The organism is Lentisphaera araneosa HTCC2155, assembly GCF_000170755.1.
GTDB classification, from domain to species: Bacteria; Verrucomicrobiota; Lentisphaeria; order Lentisphaerales; family Lentisphaeraceae; genus Lentisphaera; species Lentisphaera araneosa.
On record NZ_ABCK01000018.1, the window covers coordinates 1 to 14,129 of the forward strand.

The 14,129-nt window shown below is 43.9% G+C and carries 11 protein-coding genes; 5 read left to right on the top strand and 6 right to left on the bottom strand.

Going from position 1 to position 14,129, the window contains the following annotated elements:
- Positions 1–193: 193 nt before the first annotated feature.
- A complete protein-coding gene (locus tag LNTAR_RS16605) occupies positions 194–2,533 on the bottom strand; it encodes a hypothetical protein (protein ID WP_007279901.1) in 2,340 nt (779 codons plus the stop codon).
- Between the two features lie 178 nt (positions 2,534–2,711).
- Between LNTAR_RS16605 and LNTAR_RS16610 the strand changes: the two genes are divergently transcribed.
- On the top strand, positions 2,712–3,128 hold the full coding sequence (locus LNTAR_RS16610; protein ID WP_007279902.1) for a DUF420 domain-containing protein: 417 nt from the start codon (positions 2,712–2,714) through the stop codon (positions 3,126–3,128).
- An 81-nt stretch (positions 3,129–3,209) separates the two neighbouring features.
- Positions 3,210–3,917: an SGNH/GDSL hydrolase family protein gene (locus tag LNTAR_RS16615; RefSeq protein ID WP_007279903.1), complete on the top strand. Its 708-nt coding sequence runs from the start codon at positions 3,210–3,212 to the stop codon at positions 3,915–3,917.
- A gap of 61 nt (positions 3,918–3,978) precedes the next feature.
- On the opposite strand, the gene gpmI is transcribed toward LNTAR_RS16615, so the two are convergent.
- The 4 genes from gpmI to nadB all read right to left on the bottom strand — a co-directional run bounded on the left by gpmI (position 3,979) and on the right by nadB (position 8,336).
- Positions 3,979–5,622, bottom strand: a complete 1,644-nt coding sequence (gene gpmI, locus LNTAR_RS16620; protein WP_007279904.1) for a 2,3-bisphosphoglycerate-independent phosphoglycerate mutase — start codon at positions 5,620–5,622, stop codon at positions 3,979–3,981.
- A gap of 125 nt (positions 5,623–5,747) precedes the next feature.
- Positions 5,748–6,092 carry a hypothetical protein gene (locus LNTAR_RS16625; protein ID WP_007279905.1) on the bottom strand — a complete coding sequence of 115 codons (345 nt, stop codon included), beginning with the start codon at positions 6,090–6,092 and terminating at the stop codon, positions 5,748–5,750.
- Entirely contained in the window at positions 6,092–6,685 is a 594-nt protein-coding gene (gene trmB / locus LNTAR_RS16630) for a tRNA (guanine(46)-N(7))-methyltransferase TrmB (RefSeq protein WP_007279906.1), read from the bottom strand. The genes LNTAR_RS16625 and trmB overlap by 1 nt, the downstream gene beginning before the upstream one ends.
- A 1-nt stretch (position 6,686) precedes the next feature.
- Complete coding sequence (gene nadB / locus LNTAR_RS16635) at positions 6,687–8,336, bottom strand: L-aspartate oxidase (RefSeq protein ID WP_007279907.1); 1,650 nt, start codon at positions 8,334–8,336, stop codon at positions 6,687–6,689.
- A 178-nt stretch (positions 8,337–8,514) separates the two neighbouring features.
- Here nadB and LNTAR_RS16640 point away from each other — a divergent pair, with 178 nt between their 5' ends.
- The 3 genes from LNTAR_RS16640 (at position 8,515) to LNTAR_RS25970 (ending at position 12,094) form a co-directional block, all read left to right on the top strand.
- Positions 8,515–10,233 carry an NERD domain-containing protein gene (locus LNTAR_RS16640; RefSeq protein ID WP_007279908.1) on the top strand — a complete coding sequence of 573 codons (1,719 nt, stop codon included), beginning with the start codon at positions 8,515–8,517 and terminating at the stop codon, positions 10,231–10,233.
- Between the two features lie 35 nt (positions 10,234–10,268).
- Positions 10,269–11,171 (top strand): histone deacetylase family protein, encoded by a 903-nt coding sequence (locus LNTAR_RS16645; RefSeq protein WP_007279909.1) that lies wholly within the window; start codon positions 10,269–10,271, stop codon positions 11,169–11,171.
- A gap of 314 nt (positions 11,172–11,485) precedes the next feature.
- On the top strand, positions 11,486–12,094 hold the full coding sequence (locus LNTAR_RS25970) for a hypothetical protein (protein ID WP_007279910.1): 609 nt from the start codon (positions 11,486–11,488) through the stop codon (positions 12,092–12,094).
- Between the two features lie 79 nt (positions 12,095–12,173).
- On the opposite strand, the gene LNTAR_RS16655 is transcribed toward LNTAR_RS25970, so the two are convergent.
- Complete coding sequence (locus LNTAR_RS16655; protein ID WP_007279911.1) at positions 12,174–13,976, bottom strand: SulP family inorganic anion transporter; 1,803 nt, start codon at positions 13,974–13,976, stop codon at positions 12,174–12,176.
- Positions 13,977–14,129: the final 153 nt, after the last annotated feature.

Sequence of the window (14,129 nt, forward strand, 5' to 3'; positions counted from 1 at the left end):
GTGCTGAGTTTATACTCACAAAAAATGACTTTCACATATTCTTTCAAGTTCAGTATCAAAGGTGACTGAGTTCACACATTTGGCTTCACAATTTGGGGCTTCATTAGTGGCGAAAAAATGATCGAAGAACTCTCCCATTTATGGGACCGCTACATGAGTGACTAGCCATGAATATGGCTAGTCTTCAATTTTTTTATCTTCGTCTTACACTTCGACTTGAACGGCTTGAACGCTGGTAAGTTCTAGCTCGACTATTGCCAATAGATCGTGAGCGCGAGGAATTTTGTAGAGAATTATAGATTTGTGAACGTTGACTTGATTGATATTGGCGAATTCGACTTTGGCGGTCTTGTTCGACGGGAGTTAAACCAGGAGAAGTCGAGGGGCGCTGTGTTGGTGTCGTGGGACGCGTTGTTGGTCTTTGAACGGGCGTGCTGGGACGAGTAACGGGGCGTTGTACAGCATTGGAAGGTCGAGTAGTGGGCTTTTTGAAATTCTGCCAAGAACCATTCTCACGCTTTTTCCAAACACCATCTTCGCGTTTGTAAATGTTGCCGTCTTTACCGACGTAAATATCGCCATTTTTATCTTTGCCAAGGAAACCTTTTTCTCCAGTGATTTTATTTTTTCCAGCAATGATGCCTGCACCCTCAGAATTTTTGAGGCCGATAGTGGATTTTTGATAATTAGATTTGTAGCCGCCTTTGACCCAATCGTTGCCATCCACGGCGACGCCTTTCCCCCAAGAACCATAAGGAGTGTTTCCTCCTGCACGGGCGACATAGCGATCCGTGTAAGGATTGTAGGCGGCCATAGCGTAAGAACTGCCATAGGGGCCATAGCGATAGGCTCCACGTGCGTAAGTACCTGTTGACGGATTATAGACAGCAAGTCGACCTGCACCACCATAGGGTCCGTAATATTTGGCTCCGCGGTAATAAACACCTTTGTAATAATCGTAGCGAGCACCGCAGCCATAGGAGTAATGATGGACATGGCGATAGCAGTGGCAGTGATGATGGTGGTGACAATGGCCCCACCAATAGCCGACGCCAAAATAAACAACGTCATTGTAGACATAGTTACCGTTATAACCAGATGTGTAACCAACCACAACTTCCTTGTCATTATCTTCATAGATTTCAACATAGGTGACATAGTGTAGGGGGTGATCATAGGGGATGGAATAAATGACGTCGGGGATTTGAGTAGCTACGGCCCAATCACCTTTGGGGCTTGGAGCCACAAACCAAATGGCCCGATCGCAAGCATAATAGGTATTTTCGACGCGCAAGACTGCCTTTTCGGTATTAACGGCGTAATACAAGGGTGAGTCAGTTCCTTTTATTTCTTCGAAAATGGGTTCACCATCATAAATAGCCTCAAAATTCACATCACTTTTTTTGACGGTGGCTTTTTGAGGTACATTGGCTAGGAGTACTGCAGCCTTGGCATCTTCTGTACCAGGAACGGAAGCGAGAACAAATGATTTTTCGTGATCTTCGGGGATTTTTGCGAAGTCCACAGGAAGTTTTCCTGAGGCGACTTGCCAGGGACCCTTAAGACTTTGTGCTTTAAACCAACGTCCCGCCACTAAATAGTAGTAAAGGTTTTCAGCTGAGTGAAGGAAAAGGTCGGCGTCGCTATTATTCACATAGAGTAAGCGAGTTCCAGCAATAGGAGTGAATGAGGCTTCCCCATCTGTAACGAGCAACTCGGAAGGTTTATTACTGACAAAGATGGTGGGGACTTTATTGAGAGGCTTGGGTTGGAGACGTTTTTTAACTTCGCTCCAGTTGGCATCGTCGGGGAGTTTATTAAGGTCGGCAGGCAGTTGGCTGGCGACAGACCAAGGCCCCTTTTTTAAGTCTTTTGTTTTGAGCCAAGAATCGCCGTGAAGCATAAAGTATTCCGAGCTCGTTTTATCGAGGAAAATATCCCAGTTGGTATTCACCGCAAAGAGCAGGTTGGTCCCTTTGATTTCTTCAAATTTTTCTTCTCCTAGGAAAATAACTAATGTGGCATCACCATTGCTATAATAAATGGGTGGTGGCTCGAGGTTAACTTTTATTTCTTTTTCAATCTTTTGTTCTTCGTCTACCATTGCATTAACGCGATCCAAGGACATGATCATTTTTTTACCTTTGGGCAAAATTGCATTAATTAAGGAAGTGAGTTTGGGGGCGAGTTTTTCATCCACTTGTGGGAAGTGAGTTTCTAAGATCTGCAGATCTTTCAGCAAGATCAATCGCTTAGTTTTGTGCGTGAGTGTTCGCGTCTGAAAATAAAGCGCGCCAAACATGGGAGCTTTTTCATTTTTAGGTGTGAGGCTTATGGCGGCTTTAAATTTGAGGATCTTATGATTTTCCCAAGCTTCCACTTGCGGTTGGTAGACGATGAGTTCATGGCCACCTTTTTCGTAAGTTCTTGGCCATTCAATCGGTGGCGACTCTTTGACTTCAGCTAAAAGCGGAATATATAAAAAATATCTTAGGCAAAAGCAAAGAATGAGTCGTTGGCTCAAAGTTTTCATGTGGTACTCCAATTGATTTAGTATAAATATGCCCATACGAAGGAATTAATACAAATCTTTAGCTTTGTATAATTAGTGGATTGTTACTTGAAAAAGCACTTGTCATTTAGCTGCGTTTCACCTCTTGACTTTTAATGACATGGTGGAAGTGTAGCGGCGAATTAAGAAGGACTTAAAAATGAGTAAAGAAATAATGTATTTGCGCTTTCTGCAAATTTCTGTTTCCTTAATGACACCGCTTTTGATTTACGGTATCATGCAGGCAGCCAAGGGCAATTTGAAATTACACAAGCGCATCAATGGCGCCATTTTTGTTGTTGTCATGATTGCCGTTGTTGGACTGGTTGTTAGTACATTTGGCTTTGGATTTGATTACTCAAGTATTTCCACTGAGGAGGCATTGATTAATATAGGTCCAGCTGAGATGAAAACACGACTCACTATCCATAGAAGCTTTTCTAATTTACTTTTTGTTTCCTTACTTATTACTACTTTTAGTGGGGCGGTTAAAAAGTACGGTTTACACAGGAAAATGGGTAAAATCACACTTTTCTTTTGGCTGGGAACGTTGATTTCAGCTTTGCTTTTCTTTTAATTAGAAGAACCTCTTTTTTAAATTTTCACCTTATTTTTTTTTTGACTTCTTGTAGTGTAATGGAACACACAAGGAGTTTATATGCGTTTATTTATTGTTTTATTTTTCTGTCTCAGCATCAGCCTATCAGCAAAAGAGATCTTATTTATTGGAAATTCTTACACGGCTCAAAGTCGTCAAACACTTCAGCAATTATTGAAAGCAGAGAAATGTGAATGGAAAATGACGTTTGTGACCAAGGGTGGCTTCACTCTAGCAAAGCATTTGCAGGATAGCAAAAATATTGAGCTGATCAAATCGAAGAAATGGGACGCGATCATCTTACAAGATCAGAGTCAAACACCGGCCTATGGCACTTTGAGAAAGGCTTATTATGCGAGCTTAAAGCAAATTCAAGAACTCTGCAAAAAAGATAAAATACCGCTTTACCTATTTACTTCATGGGGACGCCGAGATGGTGACAAGAAGAATATCAAAGTCGCTCCCACTTACGAGAAAATGCAGAGCATGTTAGACGAAGCTTTTGCGGAGGGCGCAAAAAAATATAAAATGACTCCTTTACCAACAAATAAACTTTGGCGCGCTATCATGGAGAAAGACCAAGATTTAGGTAAAGCTCTGTACAAAAATGATGGGAGTCACCCCAGTTCAAAAGGTGCGTATCTTGTTGCACTAAGTCTTTATTGCACTTTGGAAAACCTTTCCCCAGATAAAGTCAGCTTCTCAGGTGACTTGAGTTCTAGTGAACATAAATTGGTAAAATCTTTGGCACAAAAAGTCTTTAAGTAAGTTTCAAAAAATAAAAAAAGCCCCGCGTTTGCGAGGCTTTTTTATTGAACTTTATGAGTGCTTATTTTTTCTCAAGCAAGGTACGGTTAAATACATCTGGTGCTTGGAAACCGAGTAAGTTAAACACGGTGCCAGCAATGTGGCTGAGGCCAGCGTCTTGTACTTCGCTCAAAGAGAATTCATTGCGACTTGCGGGATCGTAAACTATAAAGGGTACTTTATTGAGCGTGTGACTTGTCTTAGCTTTAGCTTTGCCATTCTCACCGCGTTTAACTTCGCCTTTTTTGTCGAACTCAAACATTTCATCACAGTTACCGTGGTCAGAAGTCACGAGTAAAACGCCATTCGCTTTTTTGACGGCAGCCATGAGGCGGCCAACTTGTACGTCCACAACTTCAACAGCCATACGAGCTGCGTTAAAGTTACCTGTGTGGCCAACCATGTCACCATTCGCATAGTTGACGCGAACGAAAGGTTGGCGGTTTTCGCAAATGGCAGGAACGAGGTAGTCAGTGATTTCTACGGCTTTCATCCAAGGACGTAAGTCATATCCGCCGACATCTGAAGGGATTTCAATGAAGTCTTCGACTTTGTCGTCGAATTTACCACTGCGGTTACCATTGAAGAAGAAAGTGACGTGACCGTATTTTTGAGTTTCAGAGATCGCAAGTTGACCGACGCCATTAGCGGAAAGGAACTCACACATGGGTTGGTCGATTGCGGGAGGCGCAACGAGGTATTGTTTAGGAATGTGATCATCACCATCGTATTCCATCATACCTGAGTACTCAACGTCGGGGCGATCGCCACGGTCAAAGTTGGGGAACTCATCATCTTCGAAGGCTTGAGAAATTTCGATGGAACGGTCACCTCGGAAGTTATAGAAAATTACCGAGTCACCACTGCAAATACGACCTACAGGTTGACCATTTTCAGCCACGACAAATGCCGGGAGGTATTGGTCAATAAAACCATCTTCTTCACGGAAAGTTTTGATTGCCTCTTCAGCGGAAGCAAACTGACGACCTTCGCCGTGTACGTGTGTATTCCAGCCGCGTTCAACCATGTCCCACTCAGCACCGTAACGGTCCATAGTGATTGTCATGCGTCCGCCACCAGAAGCAATTTTAGCGGACACGCCTTCGGCATTGAGGCTCGTGAGATAATCTTCGAAAGGAAGTACGTAGTCGAGAGCAGAAGTTTCGCTTACGTCACGACCATCGAGAAGGATGTGGAAACGAATGCTTTTGATGCCCTCTTTGCGAGCTTGCTCAACCATTGCTTTGAGGTGGTCGAGGTGAGAGTGAACACCGCCATCAGAGAAAAGTCCGATGAAGTGAAGAGTTGAACTCTTTTCGCGAACATTGCCAGAGAGTTTACGCCAGATCTCGCCTTCAAAGAGTGCTCCAGTTGAGAGTGCGGTATTAACGAGTTTTGCGCCTTGCGCAACAATACGTCCGCCACCAATGGCGTTGTGACCCACTTCAGAATTACCCATATCGGCATCAGAAGGAAGACCCACGTGAGTTCCGTGAGCATTGAGAGGACGATTTTGGCAGTTTGTGTGGAGCCAATCTAAATTGGGTGTGTGAGCGGCTTTATAAGCATCGCCTTCCGTGTGGTCGGAATAACCCACGCCATCGAGAATACAGAGGACAACCGGTCCAGGGCGCTGAGTTATGAAGGGGTGTTTATCTAAGATCATGGTGTTTTTCCTTGTTTTTTATCTCAGCGAAAATACCACAGCTCCAAAACCCATCAAGTGAAGGGCTTTATAAAGCATGTCTTAAATTGTGAGATACTTAACTTTACGAAGAAAAAATCGGAAGCTTATTTTTCGAGGTATTGTAGGGAATCAACAAGTTCTTTTAGCTCAGAGTTCTCCTCAACACTCGCGAAACTTGTACGAATATCGCTTGAGTAATCCAAGTTTTTGTATTGTTCATCCGAGTTGATCAAGTCAGCTAAGTCAGTGAAGTGAACGCATTGTTCGCTAGCGATCTCGAGGGCTTTTTGCGCTGTTCGCAAACGTTTGAGGTGGGGTTTTCGTGCTGGGTGCGTCTTGGCAGCTGCGACTAAGTTAGCCGCAGATTCTTCAATTGTGCGCAATTGTTTGGCTTCTTCAGTCACCCAAAGGGCAAATTGCTTGTTGACTTCTTCCAGTAAATTCGACATTAGGCGAGGACGCGGAAACCCAAATGAGTCACGGGTTTATCTTGTGAAGCGAAGTTCATTTCAAATTCAGTTTGGACATCTGCGATATCGGCAAGAACCTCTTGATCGGGTTCGAGACAGGGAAGTTGAGAAGTCACGGTCTTCATCCATTCGAGGTAGGGGAGGTCATCAGTCGATAAGTGCAGACTTCCACCCTTTTTGATTTTGCGAGTGACGCGATACATGAATTCACTCGAGAGCATGCGATTGCGACGGTGTGCTTTTTTTGGCCAGGGGTCAGGGCAGAGAATATGGACGCGATCAATCGAATGATCGGGAAGTTGAAAGCCAAAGAGTTCCCAGCCGAGGCAATGAAGTGCTTCCACTTTTTCACAACCAGCACGCGCGGCTTTACCATTGAGTTTGCGCAAACGGTCGAGTTTGATGTCGGCGCCCATAACTAGGGCATCGGGGTGGCGCTTGGCCAACTCAGTTGTAAAGCGACCTTTTCCACAGCCCATATCCAATTCGATACGCGGGTGATTAAAGTCAATGATGGTGTCTAAAGTCTTGAATTCACCAATGAGTTCAAGGGGCTTTTTTACTTCTAACATATTAAAATTTCCTAAGGTGGCTCTCAATGGCCTGATCTAATTTTTCGGGGTAGTCGAGGTTAAAGTGCAAACCGCGGCTTTCTTGGCGCGAAAGAGCACAATCAATAATGAGTTCAGCTAAACAGGCGAGGTTACGCAACTCAATTAAGTCGGGAGTGATATTAAAGTCCCAGTAATAGTGAGTGATCTCGTGCTGAATATTGCGAATGCGTCGTTTGGCGCGTTGCAGACGCTTGTTGGTTCTAAAAATGCCGACGAAGTCCCACATGAAGGAACGGATTTCTTGCCAGTTGTGAGTGATCACCACTTGTTCATCGGAGTCAGTTGCATTGCCACTGGACCAACTGGGGACGGCATTCATTTGTGTTTCTAAAATGGAATTGGAGAGGCTCGCATTCATCTCGGCAGCGCATTTCGCTGATTTACCACCCATAACAACTGCTTCGAGCAAGCTATTACTGGCGAGGCGGTTGGCGCCGTGGAGTCCCGTACAGGCAGTCTCACCGATCGCATAGAGGCGGGTGATATTTGTGGTGCCACAGATATCGGTTTTTACTCCGCCACAGCAATAATGTGCAGCCGGAACTACTGGGATGGGATCTTCAGCCATGTTGAGGCCAATAGATTCACAAGTTTTAAAGATTTTTGGGAAGCGTTTGCGAAGGAATTCTTCGTCGTGGTGAGTGATATCGAGGTAGACACATTTTTCACCGGTTTCCTTGAGCTCGCGGTCAATAGCGCGCGCCACAACGTCACGTGGTGCCAAGCTTTTGAGGGGGTGATACTTTTCCATGAAGTCCACAAGTTGCTTTTTGCGGCGAACTTTTAGGATGGCACCTTCGCCACGAACGGCTTCAGAAATCAGGAAGCTATTGATGCGGTGATCGTAGAGGCAAGTGGGATGGAATTGAAAAAATTCCATATTTGCGATATCCGCATTTGCTCGGTAAGCCATGGCAATACCATCGCCAGTGGCAATATCTGGATTGGTTGTGTAAGTATAAACTTTGCCGGCACCGCCTGTGGCGAGAATGGTTGACTTAGCTAAAAAGGTAGTGACGCGATCATTATCTTTATCGAGGATATAGGCGCCGAGGCAATTATTTTTGTCGAGTCCCCAGCCGAGTTTACCTGTGGTGATGAGGTCAATAGAGTGATAATTCTCAAAAATTTCGATACGACTCTCTAAGCGACAAGCTTTCTCTAGGGCTCGAATCACTTCGGTGCCGGTGATATCTCCTGCGTGCAGAACACGTCGTTGACTATGTCCACCTTCACGGCCCAAGTTGTACTGGCCCGCTTCATCATCATCGCTTTCATCGACTTCTGAACGACGGGTAAATTTCACCCCGAGGTCAATCAGTTTTTTGATCGCCTTTGGACCTGCGGAGACAATATCGGAAACCACTTCTTCATTGCAGAGGCCTGCGCCTGCTTTTAAAGTGTCTGAGACGTGGAGCTCGAAGCTATCTTGATCATTGATGTCAGTCATCACACAGGAGATGCCCCCCTGAGCGTATTTACTGTTACATTCGCTGAGTTCTCGCTTGGAGATCAAGGCTACAGAGCCATGCTCAGCAGCTTGCAAGGCGCAATACATGCCCGCTAAACCACTGCCGATGATCAAGAAATCGTGCTCGACTTTATTCATATATGAGTTTCCTAAAAAATTTGCTTAAATTACACGAAGGCGTGATACTGGCAAGCTGAGTTGATCTTTTGTGTCATTTATGCTTCGAAAAAAGCTTTTTCTCCCTAGGGAAGCTTTTTATTCACGGGGCTCAAGCATACATTGGTGATGTGTTGATAGACTTAGATTAGGAAGGAAAATGCCCCAGTTCATTAGATTGCGCCCCGAGTACAAATGTCATGAATCAGAACAGAAAGTAGCGACACTACTCGAGCGCTTGCCCGATCACTGGATAGTGGTTTGGGGTTATTACTACAAAGGCCCACGTGGGGTAGCTCGTGAGGGTGATTTTTTAGTTTTTAATCCCGATGCGGGAGTTTTGGTGCTCGAAGCCAAAGGTGGAGTGCTACGTCGGAATAAAAAGACTGGGGAATGGAATACCTATAATCGCACCGCTCCTGATGCGCAACTTTTTCGTGAAATTCAGGGCGTAAGAGACATTTTTGCCCGTGCTGGCGGAGCCTACAAAATGGTGGTTAAGGGAGTTTTAGCTTGTCCCGATTTATTTATTCGCGGCGATTATAACGAGTATCAAGGACTTCCGCGCGAACTCATTATGGATCGTAAGGATTTGGAAAACTTCGAACCTAAGATGGAAAAGAACTTAGGTCACATCATGAAGTTGGGCGCAGCAGAAGCAGAAAAGCTCTTTCGCAAAGCTTTTGTGAGTGATGAGGAAATATCTGTGGATCCTAAATCTGTTAAGGAAACGGATAAGTACCTCACAAAGCTGATTAACTCTAAAGTCACTCGTGTGCTCAATCACTTAATTCACAATCGACAATTTGTGGTCAAAGGAGCACCTGGTAGTGGTAAGTCGTGGATGGCACTCGGTTTGGCTCGTATTTGGGCTGGACGCCGTCGCGAACGTGGTGGTTCCGTTTTAGTGATTTGTTACAATCGCGCTCTACGCAATAAGCTAAAAGTGATTGCCGAGAAAATGGAGCAGGGTGGACAAGCGCGCAAGGGGAAGATCACGGTAAAACTGTGGGAAGATATTGCACGTGACCTCTACAATAAAAATGGTCTTGACTATGTAGTGCCCGATGAGCAAGAAGCGCGCAACCAGTTTTATGAGTCACAATTACCTCTGACGCTCGAGGGCATGGTTGCCCAAGGCAAAATTCTTCCAGAGTATGATTGCCTGATTGTGGATGAAGCTCAAGACCACGATACAGAATTCCCTATTCACGGAACTAATGGTCCCGGTTGGTGGTCGATCTATTTCTCCATGCTTAAAGAAGGCGCCTCATCACGAATTGCGATTCTTTATGATTCGGATCAACGTCCCAGTTTTCGACGTGGTGGTATGAATGGCTTTGATGTGGAAAAGCTCTATTCGACCTTGCAGGCGAATCCGGTGCGTTTGAACCTATACGAGAGCTATCGTTACACGATGAATATTTTTAACTACCTCATAAAAATAAAAGCGACTTCCTCAAAAATCAGAACCATGAACTTAACGCCGGCATCCGACTTGCCTGCAGGTGAACCAGTGGTAGAAAAAGTCCTTAAACATCATCTGATTCCAAAATACCTCGACGACACCATTGCTGATTTACTCAAACGCAAAGTTTGTTACCCAGAGGAAATCATGATTATTGCCAATTCATTTAGTAAGAATCGTCGTCTACTTCCCAGCGGAACAATGGGGGGAGCAAAAATCAATAATGGTCTGTTTCCCGAACGCAACAAAATTCTCTATATCTCTGCCAACAAAGTCAAAGGTCTCGAAACAAAAGTCGCCTTTTTGGTGGGATATGATGCGGATTATGTTAATGATGAACAGCAATGTCAGAGTCTCTTCATAGGCGCGAGCCGTGCCCGTCAAATTTTGCATGTAGTCTTTACAAAATAAACTTTTTTTAAAGAGCATAGCGCATTTATTTTGAGATGATTAAAGTTGCCTACAAAGAAAATTATTCTCATAGTCTCTGGGAAAACCACCCTTTCCCCATGGAGAAGTATGAGCTTCTGTGGAGGCAAATCCTCTACCAAGGAATCATTGAGAAAGATCAGTACTTTGAGCCTAAGGCCATTTCCGAGGAAGATATTTTACTCTGTCATTCCAGTGAGTATTGGAATAAACTCAATCAACTTCAACTTAGCGACAAAGAAGTTAAGAAAATTGGTTTTCCCCTCAGTCGTGATTTAGTCAATCGTGAATTAGATATTACAGGTGGAACCCTGGAGTTGAGTTTATGGGCCTTGGAGAACGCTTGTGGATTAAATATCGCGGGTGGAACTCATCACGCCTTTAGCGATCATGGAGAGGGTTATTGCCTACTAAATGACCATGCCATCGCTATTCGAGCTTTGCAAAATCGTCGACTAATCAAGCGTGCTCTCATTGTTGACCTCGACGTTCACCAAGGTAATGGTAGTGCAGAAATATTTGCCAATGACGCAAGTGTGTTTACACTATCTATTCACGGTGAACGCAACTACCCCACAAAGAAAGAAAAATCCGATTTGGATATAGCCTTAGCTGACGGCATTGAAGATGCTGAGTACATGGATGTCTTGCACAATACTTTACCGAAATTGATCGAAACTGAAAAGCCTGACATTATCTTTTATTTAGCAGGAGCCGACGTCCTTGCAGGGGATCGTTTTGGTCGCTTAGCCTTGTCCATGCAAGGAGCTTATCAACGCGATGAGTATGTCTTGTCCATATGTCAAAAGTTGAATATACCTGTGGTGGTGACCATGGGAGGTGGTTACAGTAAATCCTTAGCTCGAATTATTGATGCTCATAGTCAAACATTTTATTTGGCATCACAGCTATTTGATTAGTTCTGATTAATTGAGTAAGTCTTTATCTATTAATCCAGTAAGTAATTAAATGAACTTAGAATTCTGAAGGAATGGTATAGAGCTCTATGTCATGCTTACAGCATTCGCATAATGGACTTTTGTCATTCCTCCCAAGGCTTACACTCTTAGGCTATTTTATATCATGCCGACCGCATTAAAATTGATATTTTTTAATTCATATGGGTTACGAATTGATAAATATGCCTTAATGAAAATTTAAAAATCAAGATCTTGTGTTCAAAACTATCTTTTATTAGTATTTTATCTTCAACAAAAAAAGATATGGAGAATATATGATAGCAGCATGCCCCCATTGTGCATGGAGTGATGAAGTAGAGGATTCTTTTGCCAACCAAGCGGCGGAATGTCCTTCTTGTGAAAATGATTTCGTAATTTTGGATCAAACTCAAGCCCCTGAGCCACTTCAAGCGCCTGAACCTCTTCAAGCTCCTCAGGAAGTTGCCGCGAGCGACGATGCTCAAGTATCCGTTAATCCCTATGCCGTACCAAGTACGAGTGAAACACTCTCTGAAAACCCAGACGAAGAATTTTATGGCTATGGTGGCATGAGTCGTGGCCCTTATTGGGGGTGGAACTTTGGCTTGAATTTTGTCAGCCTCATTCCAATTCTTGGTTTTATTGCCTTGATCGCAGGCTCAGTTTACATCGTTCGTGAGCGTTGTCGTAATCTAGGATATAGCCTTTGGTATGGCTGGGCATTATTTATACCTTTTTATAATATTCTCGTAAGTTTCCGCTTTGCTTGTTGCCCTGAGGGCTATGCAGATCACAAAACTTTGGATAAAACAGGTAAGATTTTATTAGCAGTTTTGATCACATTAATGGTTTTAATGATTGGTGGTATTGCGCTCGCTATTACAATGGTAGGTGCCCATCGTTAAAGTCTGTTTAATTTAGCACAATAAAAAAGGGATGCTGAAATGGCATCCCTTTTTTTATGTCGATAAGCCCTTTTAGGTCCTATGCAAGTGCGTCATCCGCAACGTGGTACTTGGGGTCTTCGAGAATATTGACTTCTACGATGTCACCAGCTTTCTTAAGCAATTTGGCACATTCAGGACTCAAGTGACGCAAGTGAAGAACTTTGCCTGCAGCTTTGTAACGCTCACTGAGACCGTGAACGGCTTCGATGCCCGAGTGGTCACAAACTTTTGAATCAGCAAAATCGATGTAGACATCTTTAGGATCATTACTTGGATCGAAGAGTTCTTTGAAAGAAGTAATTGAGCCGAAGAAGATGTTGCCACTTACCGAATAAGTTTTTTCATCATCGCTTTGTGCTGCAACTTTGATCTTAATTTCTTTTGCAGAGTTCCAAGCGTAAATAAGCGCAGAGATAATGATACCAATACCAACGGCAACAGCGAGGTCCAAGAAAACCGTGACGGCCGAAACAATGATGATAATGAGGATTTCTGATTTTGGGATCTTACCGAAGAGACGCAGTGAAGACCATTCGAAAGTCGCAATCACAACCATGAACATCACGCCAATCAATGAAGCAACGGGGATCATTTCGATGAGTTGTGGGGCAAATAAAATGAAGATGAGCATAAAGATCGCTGTAGCAATACCAGAAGCACGACCGCGACCACCAGAGTTTAAGCAAATCACACTCTGTCCAATCATTGCGCAACCACACATGCCGCCAAAGAGGCCACTGACGATATTACCCGAACCCTGAGCCACGGATTCTCTATTACCCTGGCCGCGAGTCTCAGTAATTTCGTCAATCAAAGACATGGTCATAAGTGTTTCGATGAGACCAACAGAAGCGAGGATGAGTGCGAGGATAAAAACTTTGACTGCTTTATCACGGTTCTCAGGATTGCTCATATCCCAGCCGATATTTGGGAGATGGAAACTTGGAAGGCGTCCCTTCAGGCTACCGTCGAGGGCATCGGCTTCAACTTTTTTACCTTCGGCAATAAGCTTAGTTTGATTTTGTTCCCAGCGTTGTTGAACTTGTTCAGGTGTCGTACCTGTAACAACAGTAGCTTCGGCGGCATTAACATATTCGCGGTGCAGTACCGTTTCTTTTTTCGCATCAAAATTATCGGTGATGATTTCTTTTTCAGTCATCGAAGTACGCTGACCAAAAACCACGTCAGAAACGCGCTTGGAGTGATCTTTTAAAGGTGTAAAAGTTGCTAAGAGCGTGCACACAACAATAGCAGCGAGGGGGGCTGGAATAGCTTTTGTGAATTTGGGGAGGAAGTGAACGATTAACATAGTGAGCACAATCATGCCCATCATAGTGAGCATCGCAGGACTCGTGAGAGCCATCCAGTCACCCGCATAAGTGAACATATCGTTTTGCTTATCGTAAACGACGCGAGTGTTTTCTTTGAACTGACCAAATTGCGCCATACCAATGACAATGGCAAGACCATTGACGAAACCGAGCATAACTGGATGAGGTAGCAGGCGTATGAATTTGCCCATTTTAAAGGCACCAAATAGCACCTGTAAAATACCTGTAAGAACCACGGCAGCTAATAAGTATTCGATACCGAACATGATGATAAAAGCAGTAGTCACAACCGCCATTGAACCTGCGGCACCAGAAATCATGGCTGGGCGACCACCAAAAACAGCAGTAATAAAACCAATAAAGAAAGAACCATAGAGGCCCATCATCGGGTCAATACCCGCGACAAAAGTAAAAGCTACAGCTTCAGGAATGAGTGTCAGCACGGCAGTTAGGCCAGCTAGGACGTCATTTTTCAGGTTTCCTGAATGCTTTAATAAAATATCAAACATGTTAATTCCTAATAAAATTCTAATGAGAGCGGGGGTGAGTGGAGTTATAAGCCCTTATTGCTCTGTATACTTCGCTAAAAAGCTCAGACAATGAAGTCTCGAATAAAAATGTAAAGGGCTAAAACTTTATTTTGTGAAAGTTTCAGCCCTCTA

Coding starts and splice junctions, on each gene's coding strand:
- LNTAR_RS16605 (WP_007279901.1), bottom strand. CDS start 2,533: ATGAAAACTTTGAGCCAACGACTCATTCTTTGCTTTTGCCTAAGATAT.
- LNTAR_RS16610 (WP_007279902.1), top strand. CDS start 2,712: ATGAGTAAAGAAATAATGTATTTGCGCTTTCTGCAAATTTCTGTTTCC.
- LNTAR_RS16615 (WP_007279903.1), top strand. CDS start 3,210: ATGCGTTTATTTATTGTTTTATTTTTCTGTCTCAGCATCAGCCTATCA.
- gpmI (WP_007279904.1), bottom strand. CDS start 5,622: ATGATCTTAGATAAACACCCCTTCATAACTCAGCGCCCTGGACCGGTT.
- LNTAR_RS16625 (WP_007279905.1), bottom strand. CDS start 6,092: ATGTCGAATTTACTGGAAGAAGTCAACAAGCAATTTGCCCTTTGGGTG.
- trmB (WP_007279906.1), bottom strand. CDS start 6,685: ATGTTAGAAGTAAAAAAGCCCCTTGAACTCATTGGTGAATTCAAGACT.
- nadB (WP_007279907.1), bottom strand. CDS start 8,336: ATGAATAAAGTCGAGCACGATTTCTTGATCATCGGCAGTGGTTTAGCG.
- LNTAR_RS16640 (WP_007279908.1), top strand. CDS start 8,515: ATGCCCCAGTTCATTAGATTGCGCCCCGAGTACAAATGTCATGAATCA.
- LNTAR_RS16645 (WP_007279909.1), top strand. CDS start 10,269: ATGATTAAAGTTGCCTACAAAGAAAATTATTCTCATAGTCTCTGGGAA.
- LNTAR_RS25970 (WP_007279910.1), top strand. CDS start 11,486: ATGATAGCAGCATGCCCCCATTGTGCATGGAGTGATGAAGTAGAGGAT.
- LNTAR_RS16655 (WP_007279911.1), bottom strand. CDS start 13,976: ATGTTTGATATTTTATTAAAGCATTCAGGAAACCTGAAAAATGACGTC.